Annotated in this window: 21 protein-coding genes and 1 pseudogene; 20 read left to right on the forward strand and 2 right to left on the reverse strand. The window is 66.9% G+C overall.

The window, feature by feature from the left end:
• Positions 1-153 precede the first annotated feature (153 nt).
• Positions 154-513, forward strand: coding sequence for a response regulator (locus ACZ45C_RS12955; protein ID WP_460561271.1), 360 nt, complete (start codon positions 154-156; stop codon positions 511-513).
• A 21-nt stretch (positions 514-534) separates the two neighbouring features.
• Here ACZ45C_RS12955 and ACZ45C_RS12960 read toward each other — a convergent pair whose 3' ends face one another.
• A complete protein-coding gene (locus tag ACZ45C_RS12960) occupies positions 535-915 on the reverse strand; it encodes a DUF7522 family protein (protein ID WP_460561269.1) in 381 nt (126 codons plus the stop codon).
• 176 nt (positions 916-1,091) lie between these two features.
• On the opposite strand from ACZ45C_RS12960, the gene aglJ reads away from it, so the two are divergent.
• The 4 genes from aglJ to ACZ45C_RS12980 all read left to right on the forward strand — a co-directional run bounded on the left by aglJ (position 1,092) and on the right by ACZ45C_RS12980 (position 5,552).
• Positions 1,092-2,252 carry an S-layer glycoprotein N-glycosyltransferase AglJ gene (gene aglJ / locus ACZ45C_RS12965; protein WP_460561267.1) on the forward strand — a complete coding sequence of 387 codons (1,161 nt, stop codon included), beginning with the start codon at positions 1,092-1,094 and terminating at the stop codon, positions 2,250-2,252.
• A 75-nt stretch (positions 2,253-2,327) separates the two neighbouring features.
• Positions 2,328-3,443 carry an AI-2E family transporter gene (locus ACZ45C_RS12970; RefSeq protein ID WP_460561265.1) on the forward strand — a complete coding sequence of 372 codons (1,116 nt, stop codon included), beginning with the start codon at positions 2,328-2,330 and terminating at the stop codon, positions 3,441-3,443.
• A gap of 89 nt (positions 3,444-3,532) precedes the next feature.
• Complete coding sequence (locus ACZ45C_RS12975) at positions 3,533-4,678, forward strand: FtsZ/tubulin family protein (RefSeq protein WP_460561263.1); 1,146 nt, start codon at positions 3,533-3,535, stop codon at positions 4,676-4,678.
• Between the two features lie 139 nt (positions 4,679-4,817).
• The gene (locus ACZ45C_RS12980; protein ID WP_460561261.1) at positions 4,818-5,552 is read left to right on the forward strand and encodes a hypothetical protein; all 735 of its coding nucleotides are present in this window, start codon (positions 4,818-4,820) and stop codon (positions 5,550-5,552) included.
• A 7-nt stretch (positions 5,553-5,559) separates the two neighbouring features.
• Here ACZ45C_RS12980 and ACZ45C_RS12985 read toward each other — a convergent pair whose 3' ends face one another.
• A complete protein-coding gene (locus ACZ45C_RS12985) occupies positions 5,560-5,784 on the reverse strand; it encodes a hypothetical protein (RefSeq protein WP_460561259.1) in 225 nt (74 codons plus the stop codon).
• A 156-nt stretch (positions 5,785-5,940) separates the two neighbouring features.
• On the opposite strand from ACZ45C_RS12985, the gene ACZ45C_RS12990 reads away from it, so the two are divergent.
• The 15 genes and pseudogenes from ACZ45C_RS12990 (at position 5,941) to ACZ45C_RS13060 (ending at position 18,926) form a co-directional block, all read left to right on the forward strand.
• On the forward strand, positions 5,941-7,122 hold the full coding sequence (locus tag ACZ45C_RS12990) for a 5-(carboxyamino)imidazole ribonucleotide synthase (RefSeq protein WP_460561257.1): 1,182 nt from the start codon (positions 5,941-5,943) through the stop codon (positions 7,120-7,122).
• Between the two features lie 10 nt (positions 7,123-7,132).
• A pseudogene (locus ACZ45C_RS12995) lies at positions 7,133-7,354 on the forward strand (N-methyl-L-tryptophan oxidase); the annotation flags it as partial.
• 49 nt (positions 7,355-7,403) lie between these two features.
• On the forward strand, positions 7,404-8,012 hold the full coding sequence (gene purE / locus ACZ45C_RS13000; RefSeq protein WP_460561255.1) for a 5-(carboxyamino)imidazole ribonucleotide mutase: 609 nt from the start codon (positions 7,404-7,406) through the stop codon (positions 8,010-8,012).
• Between the two features lie 144 nt (positions 8,013-8,156).
• Positions 8,157-8,576: an NADH-quinone oxidoreductase subunit A gene (locus ACZ45C_RS13005; protein WP_460561253.1), complete on the forward strand. Its 420-nt coding sequence runs from the start codon at positions 8,157-8,159 to the stop codon at positions 8,574-8,576.
• The gene (locus ACZ45C_RS13010; protein ID WP_137782834.1) at positions 8,573-9,271 is read left to right on the forward strand and encodes an NADH-quinone oxidoreductase subunit B; all 699 of its coding nucleotides are present in this window, start codon (positions 8,573-8,575) and stop codon (positions 9,269-9,271) included. The genes ACZ45C_RS13005 and ACZ45C_RS13010 overlap by 4 nt, the downstream gene beginning before the upstream one ends.
• Positions 9,268-10,932 (forward strand): NADH-quinone oxidoreductase subunit D, encoded by a 1,665-nt coding sequence (locus tag ACZ45C_RS13015; protein WP_460561251.1) that lies wholly within the window; start codon positions 9,268-9,270, stop codon positions 10,930-10,932. Before ACZ45C_RS13010 ends, ACZ45C_RS13015 begins: the two co-directional genes overlap by 4 nt.
• A complete protein-coding gene (locus tag ACZ45C_RS13020; protein ID WP_460561249.1) occupies positions 10,932-12,005 on the forward strand; it encodes a complex I subunit 1/NuoH family protein in 1,074 nt (357 codons plus the stop codon). Before ACZ45C_RS13015 ends, ACZ45C_RS13020 begins: the two co-directional genes overlap by 1 nt.
• Position 12,006: 1 nt before the next feature.
• Positions 12,007-12,468 (forward strand): NuoI/complex I 23 kDa subunit family protein, encoded by a 462-nt coding sequence (locus ACZ45C_RS13025; protein ID WP_006113010.1) that lies wholly within the window; start codon positions 12,007-12,009, stop codon positions 12,466-12,468.
• A gap of 49 nt (positions 12,469-12,517) precedes the next feature.
• Positions 12,518-12,784 (forward strand): NADH-quinone oxidoreductase subunit J, encoded by a 267-nt coding sequence (locus ACZ45C_RS13030; RefSeq protein ID WP_256416531.1) that lies wholly within the window; start codon positions 12,518-12,520, stop codon positions 12,782-12,784.
• Positions 12,785-12,852: 68 nt separating this feature from the next.
• Complete coding sequence (locus ACZ45C_RS13035; protein ID WP_460561329.1) at positions 12,853-13,140, forward strand: hypothetical protein; 288 nt, start codon at positions 12,853-12,855, stop codon at positions 13,138-13,140.
• Positions 13,137-13,457: an NADH-quinone oxidoreductase subunit NuoK gene (gene nuoK, locus ACZ45C_RS13040; protein WP_460561246.1), complete on the forward strand. Its 321-nt coding sequence runs from the start codon at positions 13,137-13,139 to the stop codon at positions 13,455-13,457. The genes ACZ45C_RS13035 and nuoK overlap by 4 nt, the downstream gene beginning before the upstream one ends.
• Before the next feature lies 1 nt (position 13,458).
• Positions 13,459-15,486 (forward strand): NADH-quinone oxidoreductase subunit L, encoded by a 2,028-nt coding sequence (nuoL, locus tag ACZ45C_RS13045; RefSeq protein ID WP_460561244.1) that lies wholly within the window; start codon positions 13,459-13,461, stop codon positions 15,484-15,486.
• Positions 15,483-17,015 (forward strand): complex I subunit 4 family protein, encoded by a 1,533-nt coding sequence (locus ACZ45C_RS13050; RefSeq protein WP_460561242.1) that lies wholly within the window; start codon positions 15,483-15,485, stop codon positions 17,013-17,015. Before nuoL ends, ACZ45C_RS13050 begins: the two co-directional genes overlap by 4 nt.
• Positions 17,008-18,516 carry an NADH-quinone oxidoreductase subunit N gene (locus ACZ45C_RS13055; RefSeq protein ID WP_460561240.1) on the forward strand — a complete coding sequence of 503 codons (1,509 nt, stop codon included), beginning with the start codon at positions 17,008-17,010 and terminating at the stop codon, positions 18,514-18,516. The genes ACZ45C_RS13050 and ACZ45C_RS13055 overlap by 8 nt, the downstream gene beginning before the upstream one ends.
• A 101-nt stretch (positions 18,517-18,617) precedes the next feature.
• Positions 18,618-18,926, forward strand: coding sequence for a hypothetical protein (locus ACZ45C_RS13060; RefSeq protein WP_460561238.1), 309 nt, complete (start codon positions 18,618-18,620; stop codon positions 18,924-18,926).
• Positions 18,927-18,944: the final 18 nt, after the last annotated feature.

An 18,944-nucleotide genomic window follows, 5' to 3' on the forward strand; every position in this document is an offset into this window, starting at 1 on the left:
CGGTGTCGCCGTGATCGGTCGACGTCGGCGGTACCGCCGTGATCGGTCGCCGTCGGTGCGATCTGTGTCGCCGTCGGCCGGTACCCGCCGTGTCGGTCGGTACCCGTGTGCGGATCCGCGCGCTTTATGCCGCTCACGCGACGATTCACGGGCATGAGTGAGCGGGTGCTCGTCGTCGACGATTCGGCCTTCCAGCGGACCGTGGTTCGGGACGCGTTGGAGGGGCCCTTCGAGGTCGTCGGCGAGGCCGAAAACGGCGCGGAGGCGGTGGAACTGTTCGAGGCGTACGAGCCCGACGCGGTGTCGATGGACGTCGTCATGCCGGAGATGACCGGGATCGAAGCGACGGCGGCGATCACGGACCGCTGGCCCGACGCGGTGGTCGTGATGTGCACGAGCGTCGACCAACAGGAGAAGATGATGGAGGCGGTGAAAGCCGGTGCCGACGGCTACGTGACGAAGCCGGTCGACGCCGACGAGTTGGTTCCGGAGTTCCGGAGCCACTTCGGGTGAGAAAAACCGCGTTCGGGGGCGTCAGGCCGGATCGAACGACCGCAGGATCGACGCTAGCGCGCTCGCGAGTTCCTCGAAGCGGTCCATCTCCATCGAGTCGGTCGTCACCCACACGCCGTGATCGCCGGCGATCACCCGCGTGAGGTATCCGTTCTCGAACACCCGCACGGTGAACCGGTAGTCGCCGAGCTGCGTGTTGGCGTACATGGACTGCGAGTGAAACCCCTGCCGCTCGTTCTCCGCGAACCCGATGAGATCGGCGGTCTGACTCAGGTCACTGCGGAGATACAGCTGTTCGACGTCGTCTTCGGTGAAGTACGTCAGGCTACGGAGTTCGTCGCCGATGGCCGTTCGCGCCGCGCTGAGCAGCTCGTCGGTGAGTTCGTCTGATGGGCGTGACATATAGTGACGATCTATCGTCGGGTACATGAGCGTATGGGTGGCCGCAGAACCGTCCGCGCCCGGAACCCCGAGAAGACCGGAACCACGACGCACAGCGCCCGGACGCTTCGGTGATCGCGTCCGAGCGCCGCGACGGAGGGACAGAGTTTAGCGACTCCCCCGACATCACCTCGCTAATGAGCGACTTCGACGACGTCTGCGTCCTGTTGCCCACGATGGACGAGGTCGAGACGGTCGCGCGCGTCGTCGAGGAGTTCCGCGCGGTCGGGCTCGATGAGGTCCTCGTGATCGACGGCGGATCGACGGACGGGACGCGATCGGCCGCCTCAGAGGCCGGTGCGCGCGTGGTCGAACAGTCGGGACGCGGCAAGGGACAAGCCGTTCGCGAGGCGGTCCGCGACCACATCGACGCCCCCTACGTCGTGATGGCCGATGCGGACGCGACGTACGACGCCGACGACGTCGAGGCGATGCTCGACCCCCTCTTCACCGGCGACGCAGACCACGTCATCGGGAACCGGTTCGCGGACATGCGTCCGGGGGCGATGACGCGGCTGAACCGGATCGGGAACCGGCTGATCAACGCCGCGTTCCGCGCCATCCACGGCGAGCGGTACCGCGATATCCTCTCGGGGTACCGCGCGTTCACCCGCGAGTCGTTCCTGCGGCTCCACCTCACCGCCGACGGGTTCGGTATCGAGACCGAGATGGCGGTCGAGTGCGTCAAAAACCGAGTTCGAGTGACCGTCGTCCCGATCACCTACCGCGAGCGGCCGGGCGGCTCCGCGACGAATCTCCATCCGATCCGCGACGGCGGCGTGATCATCATCGAACTGTACCGGAAGGCGAAGACGAACAACCCGCTTTTCTACTTCGGGAGCCTCGGTGCCGTCTCGACGGGAACCGGTGGGGTACTGACCGCGTACGTCCTCTACCGATGGTTCGTGCACGGTGAGGCCCACCAGATCGTCGCCATCGGCGCGGTCGGCGCGGCCATCCTGGGGATCCAACTGCTCGTGTTCGGCGTGCTCGCGGACATGATCCTCTCGTTGCACCGCGAGCAGGTGACGCGCTACGAACGAGCGCTGGCCGATCGGCCGGCGGCGCAGTCATCGACGGCACAGTCATCGACGGCCGCAACCACCGCGGACGGTGCAGACGGAACGCGCGGCGCGGTGGGAGACGGTGGAGCCGACGCAGACGAACGAGTGACGAACGAGAGCGCGGACGGCGGCGAGAGCGCGGACGGCGGCGAGAACGCGGACGGCGGCGAGAACGCGGACGACACCGGCGATGAGAGAGAGACCGGCGCGGGCGGCGACGCGTCGGGAGACTGACCGCCGGGCGGGTTCGTCGCACTCGGTGGGTCGCGAGCCCCCATAGTTTATGTCGAGTCGCGGAGATGAGCGGCCATGGACGAAAAGCGGTTCGTCATCGCACTCTTCGGTCTCGTCATCGCCCTCCTCGTCGGCTTCATCGGCTACCGGTTCGTCGCGCCGCTCACCGTCGCGGTGTTCCTGTACTACTCCACCCGTCGGCTGTTCCGGAAGCTCGCTCGCTTCCGGCTCCCCGCCCGCGCTCGGGCGGTCCTGTCGCTGTCGCTCATCGGCGTGCCGCTGATCGGGCTGTTGGGGTACACGGTGCTGTTGGTGTTGATCGAGGCCCGCCGGTTCATCGATCGGTACCCGGTCGCCGAGACCGTTGGCCCGGAGAACTCGTGGGTCGCCGACCTCGCCGCGCTCTCCGACCCGACGTTCGACGGGATCGTCGCCGCGTACCGCTCGGGGCAGTTCGATCCGCTCATCGAGTTCGTCTCCGAGCAGGCGCCGCTGCTCGCGAGCACGCTCTCGGGGCTCGCACTCAACCTCCTCATCACCGTCGTCGTCACGTACTACCTGCTTCTCGACGGCTCGAAGTTCCACGAGTGGCTGCTCACGTTCGACGACGATGCGGTCGTCCGCGAGTACCTCGAAGCCGCCGACGAGGAACTCGAGGCGGTGTTGTACGGGAACCTGCTCAACGTCATCGCCATCTCGATCATTGCGGTCGTGACTTACACCGGGTACAACGTGATCGCTCCGGCTCCTGCCGAGATACCGTATCCGGCGCTCGCCGGGGCGCTCACCGGAATTGCGAGCCTGATCCCGGTGATCGGAATGAAGATTGTCTACGTGCCGCTGGCGGCGATAACCGCGATCGAACCGGTCCTCTCCGAGGAACTCTCGCTGCTCGTGTACGTCGCCGGGTTCCTCGTCGTCGCCGCGGTCGTGGTCGACACGATCCCCGACATCGTCCTCCGCCCGTACTTCAGCGGGAAGACGACTCACGTCGGACTGCTCATGCTCGCGTACATCTTCGGCCCCGTCGTGTTCGGCTTCCACGGGCTGTTCCTCGCGCCGATCATCCTCGTGCTGGCGCTCACGTTCGCCGACACGGCCCTGATACGCCTGCTCGGCGGGGAGCGAGACGACGGGGACGAACAGAGGCGAGTCGTGTCGGCCGGACAGCGTCGCCTCAACGAGTTCTGAGCCCCGAGCGCCGCGTCGACACCGACAACCCGAACGCGCTCGCGTCCCGTGAAAAGAGATATACCGCCACTCGACGAGCGGTGTGACATATGCGTGTACACGTCATTGGCCTCGGCGGTGCCGGAGGCCGGATCGTCGACCGACTCGTGGCCGACCACGACGAAGACAGGTTCCTCCACGGCGTCAACGCGTTCGACACCGATGCGGCCGCGCTCGACGCGCTCCGGTCGCTGGGCGAGTCGCGGCAGTACTGCTTCGGCGACGCCGCGGGCGGCGACGGGCTCGACGGCGACCTCCACGCGGCTCGCCGACTGGGAGACGCACACGCCAGCGAACTCGGGCGAGCGATGGACGACCAACGCCCGTCGATGGCGGAGGCGTTCCTGCTCGTCGTCGGGCTCGGCGGCGGGGCGGGTGCCGGGGTAGCCCCCGCGCTCGCGGAAGAGCTGTCGCGGCTCTACGACACGCCCGTGTACGCGCTCGGACTCCTCCCGACGCCGGCGGAGTCGGAGCCGACCGCGATCGACCCGGCGAGGGCGGGAGCGGCGGCACCCGAGGAACGACCGCCCGAGCGACCGCTGGCCGAGAAGAACGCGGCACGGACGCTCGATGCGCTCTCAGATCGCTGTGCGGCGGTGTTCCCGTTCGACAACGACGCGTGGCTTCGCCCCGGGGAAGAACTCGCCGGCGCGCGGGATCGACTGAACGGCGTCGTCGTCGAGCGCGCCGCGGCGCTGTTCGGCGCGGGCGAGTCCGACGACGCCGAGTCGACGCCGCAGCAGGTGCTCGACGCGAGCGACGTGGCGCGGGCGGTCGGGGGCGACGGAGAGGTCGCGTCGATCGGGTACGCGACGCAGGCGGTCGACCCCCCCGAGACGGGGTCCCGGTTCGGACTGGGTCTGTTCGGTTCCGGGGAGCCCGCGACGGTGGACGCGAGCGCGGCGGTGTCGGCGATCGAGACGACGATCCGGAAGGCGGTCCGCGGGAAGGGCACAGTCGAGGTTCCCGACGGGCGGGCCGACCGGACGCTGCTCGTGGTGGGCGGACCGCCCCCGTGGCTCAACCGCGAGGCGATCGCCGACGGTCGACGCTGGCTGTCCGATGAGACCGGTTCGGGCGCGATCCTGAGCGGTGACGCACCTGTTCCGGACGGCGACGAGGTGTTCGCGGTAGTGGTGCGGTCGGGGATCGACGAGCCCGCGCGGCTCCGCGAGATCCGGGAGTCGATAGCGTGAGTCGCGGAGGGCGCGCTCGACCCTCGCGCGGCGGAGGACCGTGCGGCCAACCGTCGCCGCCGACTCCCGCGCCTGCCGTCGACCCCCGGGCCCGACGCCGATCCGACCCGGTTAAGCGGCTGTGGCGCACAGGTCGACCGTGACAAGCCACGCCGAACTCGGCCTCGATCTCGACGTGCGCGACGCGGACGCGGTCGCCGACCGGCGGGACGAACTCGTCGCCGCCGTCCGCGATCACGCGGGACGGATCGCGTACCAACTCGCGCGGCTTCAGGGCGGCGACTACGGCCGACAGGCGCTTTCGACGTCCGGCGGGGAGTGGACGTTCAAACACGAGGCCGGCGAACTCGAGTTCCTCCTGTTCTCGCCGACCTCCGGCTCCGACGTGTACGTGGTCTCGACGAAGCAGCCGCCGGACCCCGGAGCCCTCGCGACCGCGCTCGCTGACTACCCGAACGCGGTCTCCGCGTGGAACGACCACGTCGCGTCGCTGTCCGGCGTCCTCGACGACGTGTCGGCGGAGTTCCCCGAGCCCGCCTCGACCGCCGGCCTCGTCGCCGAGCGCGACCGCGTCCTCGACGCGATCCGGGGCGCCTGCTCGGTGATGGCCGGCGAGATCTACCGGTACGAGGGCGACGACTACGGGACCTTCACCGCCCGCGTCGACGGCGATCGGTGGGAACTGAAGTGGGACGAGGGAACGGTGTCGTACCTCCGGGTCGGCGGCTCCGGCGGCCTCTATCTGATCTCACAGTACGAGGCCCCGTCAGCGCTCGACGTCCGCGAGTACGCCGAACCGTTCCGCGGATTCGTCGACGCGTACAACGAGTTCGTCGCGGACGCCGAAAGCGACCTCGCCGCCGTCGATCTGTAGCGGCCCCTCACGCGTCTTCCGACGGCTGAAACGCCCCGAACGCGTACTCAAGCCCGAACATGACGAGCGCCATCGTCAGGGCTCGGGCGAGGAGAACCTCTCCGCTCAACAGCACGCCGACGACGAGGACCCCACCGGCCGCTGACGCGCCCAACAGGGCCGCGTAGCGCCCGCGAGAGAGTCCCCGAACCCACTCGTCGCCGCGGTCGTAGAGACGCTTTGCGGTGTCCATACATCACCGAGACGCGCCCGGACAGATACCCGTTCCGGAGCCGCGGGCACGGCCGGTGGTGAGTCCGGGCGCCCCGCCTCGTATATGCACATCTGTGCGTATTACTCCGCCCGATGTGAGAATATTTATGCAGTAACGTTCGGTACGCGAGGGTGTATGTCGATCACTCTGCCGGGACCGACGCTCGGTATCGTCGGCGGCGGACAGCTGGGTCGGATGATGGGCGAGGCGGTCGCCCGCCTCGGCGTCGACGTCGTCGTGTTGGACCCGACGCCTGACTGTCCGGCGAGCCCCGTCGTCAGCGACCAAATCGTCGCTGACTTCGACGACGCGGACGCGGTCTACGAACTCGCGAGCCGCGTCGACGCGCTCACGTTCGAGATCGAACTGGCTGACCCGGACGTGCTGGCCGAAGCGAGCGAGAAGCACGACGTGCCCGTCCAGCCCGATCCCGACACACTCCGGACCATACAGGACAAACTGGTCCAGAAAGAGGCCCTGGCGGACGCCGGTATCCCCGTCCCCGAGTTCGTCGCGGTCGCCACGGCGGAGGGACTCGAACGCGTCGTCGAGGAGTTCGGCGGCGTGATGCTGAAGGCTCGCGAGGGGGGGTACGACGGACGGGGGAACGTCCCGGTCGAATCGCCCGACGAGGCCGCCGACGCGCTGGCGGAGGTCAGCGGCGACGCGATGGCCGAGGAATTCCTCGACTTCGAACGGGAGATCGCCGTGATGGGGCTGAAGGGGGCGGACGGCGAGACGCGAACGTATCCCGTCACCGAGACGGTTCACCGCGAGGAGATCCTCCGCGAGAGCGTCGTGCCGGCTCGGAGCGACGACCCGGTGATCGCCGAGGCGGAGGCGGTCGCCCGCGACGTGCTCGAGTTACTCGACGGGCGGGGCGTTTACGGGATCGAGCTGTTCGAGACCCGAGAGGGCGAAGTGCTGGTCAACGAGATCGCGCCGCGCCCGCACAACTCCGGTCACTGGACGATCGAAGGGGCGCGCACCTCGCAGTTCGAGAACCACGTCCGCGCCGTCCTCGGCTGGCCGCTCGGCCCGACCGATCTCGTCGCGCCCGCCGTCACTGCGAACGTCCTCGGCGATACAGACGAGACGCGACCCGCGACCCTTCGCGGCGTCGACGGCGTGCTCGCCGCGCCCGATGCCGACCTCCACTGGTACGGCAAAGACGACGTGCGCCCGCTCCGGAAAATGGGGCACCTGACGGCGACGGACCGGGACGCCGACGCGGAAGCGGACGACGAGGCCGACCGCGACGCCCTGCTCTCGCGGGCGCGAGAGCTTCGTGACGGACTGACGTTCACAGGAGAGTAGGTTCGGCGGCGGCCCGACGGTGCGGCTCGCCACCTGTCTGTTCACGAACACTCCCGACGACCACTTCATCCTCGACCGGCTCTCGGACGCGCCGCAGGTGACGGTCGGGGCCGGGTTCTCCGGCCACGGATTCAAGTTCGCGAGTGCCGTCGGCGAGGTGCTCGCGGACCTCGCCGTCGACGGCGACACCGACCACGCCATCGACCTGTTCCGTCTGGGGCGGTTCGAGTGACCGCGCCGCATTCGGCACTTCCTTACCGACCGCCGTCGAACCACGCTCCATGACCACGGTGCAGGACCTCATCGACCGTCTCGACGCGGAAGCGAACGCCGACGCCGGCCCCGAGACGACGCCGGACGTCGGGATCATCATGGGTTCCGATTCCGACCTCCCGACGATGGAGGGCGCGTACGACGCGCTCGACGAACTGGGGTTCGCTGAACAGACCGACTTCCACGACGCGCCGGACGCCCGGTTCACCTACGAGAGCTACGTCGTGTCCGCACACCGCACCCCCGACCTCATGTACGCCTACGGGGAGACGGCGACCGACCGCGGCCTCGACGTGATCGTCGCCGGCGCGGGCGGGAAGTCAGCCGACCTCCCGAACATGACCGCCTCCATCGCGTACCCGATCCCCGTGATCGGAGTGCCCGTCCAAGAGAAGTCCGTCGACTCCGTCATCGGGATGCCCACCGGCGCCCCGATCGTCGCCGTCGACGCCGGGAAATCGTTCAACGCCGGACTCTCTGCCGCGCAGGTGCTCGCGCGCGAGCACGACGCGATCGAAGAGCGACTGGTCGCGTACCACGAGGACTTACAGGGCGGCGTCGCCGACGTCTCCGCCGACCTCCACGACCTCGGTATCGACGGGTTCCGCGAGCGATAACGCCGGCTTCGAATCGAAGCTGCTCGCCGCTTCGACCCCGCTCGCGACCGTGAACGGGAGATACCGGCCCGCACGCCCGCGGGCACACAAGTCTCAACGCTTATGAGGGGGCGGTCCAAATCCTCGCACGTTACGGAGACCTATATGAGCGATTGGATAGCGATCGGCGCCTTGGCGGCCGTCGGCCTGCTCATCCCACTCGGGATGATGAGCGTGTCGGCGTTGCTCCGTCCGAGCGTGCCTGAGACCGGTAAAAGTACCACCTACGAGTCCGGCGAGACGCCGACGGGCACGACGCGGATCCGGTTCAACATCCAGTATTACATGGTTGCGTTGTTGTTCGTCGTGTTCGACATCGAGACCGTGTTGCTGTTCCCGTGGGCCGTCATCTACCGTCCGGCGATACAGGCCGGCGTCCCGATGACCGCCCTCCTGTGGCCGATGCTGGCGTTCGTCGGCATCCTCGCCATCGGGCTCGTCTGGGCGTGGCGGTCCGGGGCCATCAGTTGGGCCCGGAGCCCGCGCGCGACCAGCAGAAAGACGGAGCGTGACCTCACCAAATGAGCAGCGATCAACCTTTCATCACCGACGAATCGCAAGTCGTAACCGAGACCCGCGACGCACGAATGACCGGGCAGGGCGACCGGTTCAACTCCCGACTCCGGGAGGCGTTCGGCTCCTCGCCTTTCATCCTCACCAAGTTCGACAAGTTCCTGAACTGGTGTCGGGGATCCTCGATGTTCATGCTACAGTTCGGGATCGCCTGCTGTAGCATCGAGATGATGCACACCTACGCGGTGAAACACGACCTCGACCGGTTCGGCTCGGGCGTTCCCCGCGCCTCCCCGCGACAGGCCGACGTGATGATCGTCCCCGGGACGATCGTCTCGAAGTTCGCTCCGCGGATGAAACGCGTCTACGACCAGATGCCCGAGCCGAAGTTCGTCGTCGGCATGGGCTCGTGTACCATCTCCGGCGGCCCGTTCCAGGAGGGGTACAACGTGATCAAGGGCGCAGAGGAGGTCATCCCGATCGACATCCACGTCCCGGGCTGTCCGCCTCGCCCCGAGGCGCTCGTCTACGGGGTCGTGAAGCTGCAAGAGCGCGTCGCCAACGGCGAGGCCTCGCCGGTGACGGTCAAGCCGTACGAGCTGGAGGAGTTCTCGGACCTCGAACGCGACGAGCTCGTCGACAAGCTCGCCGACCAGATCGACGACGACGAACTCGTCATGCGGTACAACTTCGCTGATTCGCCATGAGCCTCGAACGACCAGACACCGTCGACGACGGAGTCCCGGCGCAGACGCCGGACGAACTCGAAGCCCTGCTCGGCGACCTCGTCGTCGACCGAGACGACCACCTGAACGCGCCCGGGTTCGTCATTCGCCCGGACACGGTCCAGGAAACGCTTTCGATCCTGAAAGAGCAGGCCGGGTACGATCACCTCTCCGTGGTCACCGCCCAGGAGTACGAGAACCGCTACGAGTCGATATATCACCTGAAGAAGTTCGATGACCCCACCCAAGAGGTGAGCGTCGTCGTGCCCGCCGACAAAGACGATCCCGTCTCGGAGACGGGCGAACCAGTCTTCCGCACCGCCGACTGGCACGAGCGGGAGGCGTACGACCTGATCGGCATCGAGTACGACGAGCACCCCGATCTCCGGCGGATCCTGCTGCCCGAGACGTGGCAGGGACACCCGCTGTCGATGGACTACGACAGGGACCGTCCCCAGATAGCCACGCTCCCGGAACACGCGAACCCGCTCCAGGAACACCACAGGGACGACGAGTCCGACACGATGTTCCTCAACATCGGGCCGCATCACCCGGCGACGCACGGCGTGCTCCATCTGAAGACGGTGCTCGACGGCGAGCAGGTCGTCGACGTCGAGCCCGATATCGGCTACCTCCACCGCAGCGAAGAGCAGATGGCCCAGTCGGGGACCTATCGTCACCAGATCATGCCGTACCCGGACCGCTGGGACTACATCTCGGCGGGGCTGCTCAACGAGTGGGCGTACGCGCGCGCGGCCGAAGACCTCGCGGACATCGAGGTACCAGAGTACGCGCAGGTGATCCGGACGATGGGCGCGGAGATGTGCCGCATCGCGGCGCACATGCTCGCGCTCGCCACGTTCGCACTCGACGTGAACGGCGACTTCACGGCGACGTTCATGTACGCCATCAACGACCGCGAGCGCGTGCAGGACCTCTTGGAGGACCTGACGGGCCAGCGGCTGATGTTCAACTACTTCCGGCTCGGCGGGGTCGTCTGGGACCTGCCGGAGCCGCGCGAGGAGTTCTTCTCGAAGACGCGCGACTTCCTCGACCAGCTCCCCGAGTCTGTCGAGGAGTACCACAACCTCGTCACGTCGAACGAGATCTTCCAGATGCGGACGATCGACACGGGGATTCTGCCGCCCGAGGTCGCGAAGAACTACGGCGCGACCGGGCCGGTCGCTCGCGGGTCCGGGATCGACTACGACCTGCGGCGCGACGACCCGTACGGCTACTACGACGAACTCGACTGGGACGTCGTGACCGAGGACGGCTGTGACAACTTCAGCCGCCTGCTCGTCCGGATGCGTGAAGTCGAGGAGTCGGCGAAGATCATCGAGCAGTGCGTCGACCTGCTCGAGGACTGGCCGGAAGACGAACGGAACATCCAAGCGAACGTACCGCGCACGCTGCGTCCCGACGACGACACCGAGATCTACCGCTCCGTAGAGGGCGCGAAGGGCGAACTCGGCATCTACATCCGCGCCGACGGGACAGACAAGCCAGCGCGGTTCAAGATCCGGTCGCCGTGCTTCTCGAACCTGCAGACGCTGCCTGAGATGGCGAACGGCGAGTACATCCCCGACGTCATCGCGGCGCTCGGGAGCCTCGATATCGTGCTCGGGGAGGTGGACCGCTGATGGGGACGGCACCCGCACAGCTGTTCCCCGAGTGGCTCGTAGAGACGTTCGGGCTACCGGGCGTGCTCGGCGAGGTCGTCGCGGCGCTCATCGCCGCGGCGGTCGTCGGGAACATCGTCCTCGCGTTCACGGGCGTCGCGGGCCCGTGGGCGAAACGGAAGATCACGGCGGCGTTCACCGACCGGATCGCGGTCAACCGCGTCGGGCCGTTCGGGCTTCTCATCATCCCGGCGTCCGCGGTCCAGCTGCTCGCGAAGGAGCTGATCGTTCCCGAGGGCGTCGACCGCCCGTCGTGGGACATCGCGCCGATCATCCTGCCGGCGTCCGCGCTGCTCGGGTTCGCCGTGATCCCGATGGGACGGCTCGGCCCGATCAACTTCCACCTCGCCGACCCCGAAGTCGGGTTCGCGCTGGTGTTCGCGTTCGCATCTATCGCATCGATATCGCTGGTGATGGCCGGCTACGCGTCGAATAACAAGTACTCGCTGCTCGGCGGACTCCGGGCGGTCGCACAGAACCTCGCGTACGAGATCCCGCTCATCGTCACGGCGATGTCGGTCGTGATCTTCGCCGGCACGCTCCAGATGAGCGGTATCGTCGGCGCGCAGACGGAAACGCTCGTCACGATAGCCGGGGTCTCGATCCCGTCGTGGTACGCGTTCGTGAACCCGTTCGCGTTCGTGCTGTTCCTCACGGCGAACATGGCGGAGATCGGGCGGAACCCGTTCGACATTCCGGAGGCACCCACCGAGATCGTCGCCGGATACCAGACCGAGTACTCCTCGGCGTACTTCGTCCTCTTCTACCTTGGAGAGTTCGTCCACATCTTCCTCGGCGGGGCGATCCTCGCCGTGACGTTCCTCGGTGGTGCCTCCGGGCCCGGTCCGGAGAGCATCGGCTTCATCTGGTTCGTGGTGAAGATCTGGGGCTTCTTCCTGTTCACGCAGTGGGCCCGCGCGGCGCTGCCGCGCGTCCGTATCGACCAGCTGATAGAGATCGGCTGGAAGGGAATGCTGGTGCTGTCGTTCGCGAACTTGGTGCTCACGGCCGTAATCGTGGGGGTGATCGCCTGATATGATCGGACTCATGAAATCCATGGCGACGACGATGAAACACGCGCTGGACGGGACGACCTTCACGGTGGAATACCCGGAGGACGCTCCCGAGGTGAGCCCGCGGTTCCGCGGCGTTCACAAGTTCAGCCAAGAGCGGTGTATCTGGTGTCGGCAGTGCGAGAACGTCTGTCCGAACGATACGATCCAGATCGTTCAGGACGACCAGCGTAACGGCGAGCAGTACAACCTCCACATCGGGCAGTGTATCTACTGCCGGCTCTGTGAGGAGGTCTGTCCCGTCGACGCCATCCTGTTGACCCAGAACTTCGAGTTCACCGCAGACACGAAAGATGACTTCGTGTTCAACAAAGAACAGCTCAAGAACGTCCCGTGGTACAAGGGGATCGACCCGCTGGAATCCCGCAACCCCGATCGCGGCGCGTGGATCGGGGAGGGAGACGGCGAGGTCGACTACCAGTAACGGGCGCGTCTCGAAATCTTCAAAGGCACTCTCATAGGAGACACACACAATGGTTTATGCTACCATCGCGTTCGGGCTGTTCGCCGCGGTCACGCTGGCGTTCAGTCTCGGGGTCGTCCTGGCGCGCGACGTGTTCCACGCCGCGTTGCTTCTGGGCGGTGCCCTGACGAGCGTCGCGGTGCACTACGTGATGTTACAGGCGGAGTTCATCGCCGCCATGCAGATCCTCGTCTACGTGGGCGGGGTTCTGATATTGGTCACGTTCGCCGTGATGCTCACGCGATCGGACACGGAAACGGAGGTGAATAGCGCGTGAGCGATTCGAGTTCCGGAGACGGAAGCCGGATCGTCCCCGTCGTCGCGGTCGGATCCCTGTTCGTCCTGATGGCCATCACGGCCCTCTCGGCCGAGTTCGGGGCGGTTTCCGGGTTCCCCGCCGACGCGTCGATCGTTCACAACATCGGATACGCCCTGTTCGACCTCGGCGAGTACGACGTGGCGACGGTCCCCGCGGAGGGGTTCCTCGCCACCTTCCTGATCGCCGCCGTCGCCCTCGACGTCGCCGTCGACGGTGCGGTGTATCTGGCGAAACGCGAGGAAGACGGCTCGATCGTCGCAGCGGTCGGACAGGCGTTCACCGACGGCGGCCGCGACGGAGGTGACCGGCAGTGACCGCCGTCGCCGCGTCCATCCCGCCGTCGTGGTACCTGTTGCTGGCGGCCACGGTGTTCTGTATCGGGCTGTTCGGCGTGCTCACACGTCGGTCCGCGCTGTATTTCCTCATGAGCGTCGAGCTCATGATGAACGCCGCGAACATCAACTTCGTCGCGTTCGCGCTGTACTACGGTGACCTCACCGGACAGGTGTTCGCGCTGTTCGTCATCGCGCTCGCCGCCGCCGAGGTCGCCATCGGCATCGGCATCATCCTGGTGTTGTACCGCAACTTCGGCGTCACAGACGTCACCGTTCCAACGGAGATGAGGTGGTAACATGATAGACGTGTTCTCATACGTTCCGGCGATCGTGCTCCTCCCGTTCTTCTCGTTCCTCGTCGCGCTCGGGGCGGGCAGGTACCTCCCGAAGGGCGGTGCCTTCGGCGGCATCGCGGCGACGGCGGGGTCGTTCCTGCTCTCGCTGTGGGTGCTCGCTACCGTGGCGGGAGGACAGGCGGCGAACCGCACGCTCTACACGTGGGCTGATGCGGGCGGTATCGGTCCGACGGACATCGAACTCTCGTTCGGTATCCTGATCGACCCGCTGTCGGCGCTCATGCTCGTCATCGTGACGCTCGTGGCGCTTCTGGTCCACGTGTTCTCGCTCGGCTACATGAACGACGAAGGCGAGACGGGCCTCCCCCGGTACTACGCGGGGCTCGGGCTGTTCACGGCGTCGATGCTCGGATTCGTCGTCGCCGACAACCTGCTCATGGCGTTCATGTTCTTCGAGCTGGTCGGACTCTGCTCGTACCTGCTCATCGGCTTCCACTTCCGGGAGCCGGGGCCGCCCTCGGCGGCGAAGAAGGCGTTCTTAGTCACCCGCTTCGGCGACTACTTCTTCCTGATCGGCGTCGTGGCGGTGCTCGCGACGTTCGGCACCGCCCAGTTCGCCGGACCGGAATCGTTCCCGGCGCTCGCGGAGGCCGGTGAGGTCGCGTGGACGCCCGGCGGGCTCGCGCTCGACACGTGGTTCACGATCGTCGGGCTGCTCGTGTTAGGTGGGGTCGTCGGGAAGTCGGCGCAGTTCCCGCTGCACACGTGGCTCCCCGATGCGATGGAGGGCCCGACGCCCGTCTCCGCGCTGATCCACGCCGCGACGATGGTCGCGGCCGGCGTCTATCTCGTCGCCCGCATGTACGGCTTCTACGCGCTGTCGCCGACCGCGCTCGCGGTCATCGCCTTCATCGGCGGCTTCACCGCGCTGTTCGCGGCGACGATGGGCGTGGTGAAAGACGAACTGAAGCAGGTGCTCGCGTACTCCACCATCTCGCAGTACGGGTACATGATGCTCGCGCTCGGCGCGGGCGGGTACGTGGCCGCCGTCTTCCACCTGACCACTCACGCGTTCTTCAAGGCCCTGCTCTTCTTGGGCGCGGGCTCGGTCATCATCGCGATGCACCACAACGAGGACATGTGGGACATGGGCGGGCTGAAATCGAAGCTCCCCGTTACCTACTACACCTTCCTAGCCGGCTCGCTGGCGCTCGCGGGGATCTTCCCGTTCGCCGGCTTCTGGTCGAAAGACGAGATCCTCTACGAGGCGCTCGTCCACGCGCCCGGCGAGCCGCTGTTGTTCGGCGGCTACCTGATGGGGCTGCTCGCGGTCCCCGTCACCGCCTTCTACACGTTCCGGATGGTCTTTTTGACCTTCCACGGCGAGCCGCGCAGCGACACCGCTCGCGACCCCGAATCCGTCCGCTGGAACGTGAAGGGCCCCCTGACGGTGCTCGGGTCGCTCGCGGTCGTCACCGGCGTCATCAACATGGTACCGGTCCAGAAGGTGCTCGGCATCGAGGGGATCGACGTCCTTCACCGGTGGCTCGACAACGAGTGGGGAGGTATCGAGGGGCTCTCCTCGCACCACTACGCCGACCTCGGCCCGTACAGTAGCCAGTACATCGTCGGTGGGGAAGTCGGCACGGTCCTCGTCGGCGCGGCGGTCTCCCTCGGGCTGGCGCTGACCGGCCTCGGGCTCGCGTGGCGGCTCTACGGCGTTCCGTCGCCGACGGAACACACGGCGAAGCTCGGCGGGATCAAAGACGTGCTGTACAACAACTACTACCTCGACGAACTGCAGGTATGGCTCGCGTATCGTACCGAAGACGTGGCCGGCGCGGCCAACGTCTTCGATCAGGGGATCGTCGACGGCGTCGTCAACGGCGTCTCGTCGGTGAGCCTCTTCGGCGGGAACCGGATCCGTCGGCTCCAGAGCGGCGTCGTCTCTCAGTACGCGGCGCTGTTGACGCTGGGGCTGGTCGCTCTCGTTCTGGTCCTCGGCGTGACCGGGGGGTGGTTCCTGTGATACTCGAAGCGCTCATCGCGGTCGCGTTCGTGAGCGCGCTCGTCGTCCTCCTCGCACCTAACGAGTGGGCCGGCAAGCTGGCGTTCGCGCTCAGTCTGCTCCCGTTCGCGGGATCGCTGTACCTCTGGTCCGAATTCGACGGCTCCGGAAACGCGCTCACAGGCGGAGATATCGCCTTCCAGACGCAGGTCGAGTGGCTCGAAGTGGGCGGTCGGTCGGTCTCGTGGTTCGTCGGCCTCGACGGGATCAGCCTCCCGCTCGTGGTCCTCACCACGTTCCTCGTGCCGCTCGCGATCGTGAGCGCGTGGACACCGATCGACTCCCGACAGAGTCAGTTTTACGGGCTCATGCTGTTCATGGAGGCCAACCTCCTCGGCGTGTTCACGGCGCTGGACTTCTTCCTGTGGTTCATCTTCTGGGAGGCCGTCCTCGTGCCGATGTACTTCCTCATCGGCATCTGGGGCGGTCCGCGCCGGAAGTACGCCGCGATCAAGTTCTTCGTGTACACGAACGCGGCGTCGCTCCTGATGTTCATCGGGTTCATGTCGCTGGTGTTCGCGCTCGGCGACTCGGTGGGCTCGTTCGCTCTCCCGGAGATCACGCAGGCCATCGCGGCCGGTGATCTCTCCACGTGGTTCGGCATCTCGCCCGAACGGATGGCACTAGTCGCGTTCCTCGCGATGTTCCTCGGGTTCGCGGTGAAAGTTCCCATCGTCCCGGTGCACACGTGGCTCCCGGACGCCCACGTCGAAGCGCCGACGCCGGTGTCGGTGCTGCTCGCCGGCGTCCTCCTGAAGATGGGGACGTACGCGCTGCTCCGGTTCAACTTCACGATGCTTCCGGAGCAGGCGTCCGCCTTGGCGGTCCCGATCGCCGCCATCGCCGTCATCAGCGTCATCTACGGCGCGATGCTGGCGCTGGCACAGAAGGATCTCAAGCGCATCGTCGCGTACTCCTCCGTCTCGTCGATGGGGTACGTCATCCTCGGGCTCGTCGTGTTCACGGAGTACGGTGTGGGCGGCGCGACCTTCCAGATGGTCGCGCACGGCCTCATCTCCGGATTGATGTTCATGGCCGTCGGGGTCGTGTACAACGCGACGCACACGCGGATGGTCGGCGACATGGCCGGGATGGCCGACCGGATGCCGATCACGGTCGGCATCCTGGTCGCCGGGGCGTTCGGCTACATGGGACTGCCTCTGATGGCCGGCTTCGCCGGTGAGTTCTTCATCTTCGTGGGCTCCTTTGCCGCGCCAGCGCTCCCGTACGCACCCGTGTTCACCGCGCTCGCGATGTTCGGTATCGTCATCGTCGCCGGCTACCTGCTGTCGGCGATGCAGAGCACGCTGTTCGGGCCGTTCCACCTCGAGACCGACTACGAGGTCGGCCCTGCACCGTTCCACGACGTCGCCCCCCTCGCGGTGCTGCTGGTGGCGATCATCGTGCTCGGTGTCGCACCCGACATCTTCTTCGAGATGATCCGTGACGCTGCGCTGCCCGTGGTCGAGGGGGTGACGGTCGATGGTTAACGCGCCGACTGCGGTGACGGCACTGCTCCCGGTGCTGCTGTTGGCACTCACCGGACTCGTGCTGCTGTTGGTCGATACTGTTCGGCCGGACGATCGGTCGAACACCTCGATGGCGGTCGTCAGCGCGCTCGGTTCGCTGGGCGCGCTCGCGGCGACCGCGTGGCTCGTCGTCTCCGGGACGGTTGGCGTCGACACGGGCGCGGTTCACCTGTTCGCAGACACGATAGCGGTGGACACGATGGCGCTGTTTTTCATCGCCATCTTCACGTCGGTGACGGCGCTCGTCGTCGTCGCCGCCCACGACTACTTCCACGACCACTCGAACCCCGCGGCGTTCTACTCGCTCGCGCTGTTCGCGACGACGGGGATGGCGCTTCTCGCGGTCGCCAACTCGCTCGCGGTCGTCTTCGTCGCCTTGGAGATGGTGTCGCTGCCGTCGTACGTACTCGTGGCGTTCCTGAAACAGAACCGCGGGAGTGTCGAAGCGGGGATGAAGTACTTCCTCGTAGGTGCGCTCTCGTCGGCGATATTCCTGTTCGGCATCTCGCTCGTGTACGCGGCGACCGGGTCGCTGCTGTTCGGTGACGTGGCCGAAGCGTTCGGCTCGATCGACGAACTCGCCGGGGTCGCCGGCATCGGGATCGTGATGATCATCGGCGGCGTGGCGTTCAAGACCGCCTCGGTCCCGTTCCACTTCTGGGCACCCGAGGCGTACGAGGGCGCGCCCGCACCCGTGAGCGCGTTCCTCTCGTCGGCCTCGAAGGCCGCCGGCTTCGTGGTGGCGTTCCAGCTGTTCACGGAGGCGTTCCCGATCGGCGCGTCCGTCGCCGCGAACATCGACTGGGTGCTCGCGTTCGGGATTCTCGCGGCCGTGACGATGACGCTCGGGAACTTCGCGGCGGCCGTTCAAGAGGAGGTCAAACGGATGCTGGCGTACTCCTCCATCGGCCACGCCGGATACGCGCTCATCGGTCTCGCGGCACTCTCGGCCGGCGGCCCGGCCAACGGGACCGTGATGGGCGCGGCGATGGCGCACCTGCTCGTCTACGGGTTCATGAACACCGGCGCGTTCCTCTTCGTCGCGATGGCGGAGCGGTGGGGCGTCGGTCGGACGTTCGCGGACTACGCGGGGCTCGCGCAGCGCGCGCCCGTCGCGTCGACCGCGATGGCCGTGTTCATGTTCTCGCTCGCGGGGCTCCCGCCGTTCGCCGGGTTCTTCTCGAAGTACTTCCTGTTCCAGGCCGCCATCGACAACGGCTTCCTGTGGCTCGCGGCGCTCGGTGCGGTGAACAGCGTGATCTCGCTGTACTACTACAGTCGGGTCGTGAAGGCGCTGTTCATCGACGATCCGGACTCACAGAGCGCGCTCGACGCGATCGACGTGCGGCCGACGGCGCTGTACGCCGCGGTCGTGTTCGCCGCGGTCGCGACGGTGCTTCTGCTTCCCGGCTTCGGTCCGGTCATCGAGACCGCCGAGGCGGCGGCGTCGGCCGTCTTCTGACGGACGCGAGACCGCTTTATTCGCTTTTCTCTTTTTGTGTCTTCCCCTCAGATCGCTCCGCTACCCGCAGGTATTAGCGCCCGCGGCCCCACAGGTGACGTGTGAGCCGATCTCGCGCATACCGCTGTCTCTCCTGTCTCGACCACACGGTGGACCGCGCGTTCGACACCTCCCACCTCTCCGTGACGTGTCCGAACTGCGGCTCCTTCGAGCGGTTCGTCAACGAGGCGGCCTTCCGGCAGTTCCGGGCCTTCGAGGAGTCGCCGCCCGAGGGATTCGACTGGGCGCGGCTGGAGCGGACGGAGAAGCTGCTCGTCGCGGAGCGGCTCGCCCGCACGACGAAGACGCTCGCCGACTTCGACGTGCTCCGGGGCGACGAGGAACGATCGGACGATCCGAACCCGGCGTAGCCGGCGTGTTCGGCCGCG

Source organism: Halorubrum pallidum (assembly GCF_055380345.1).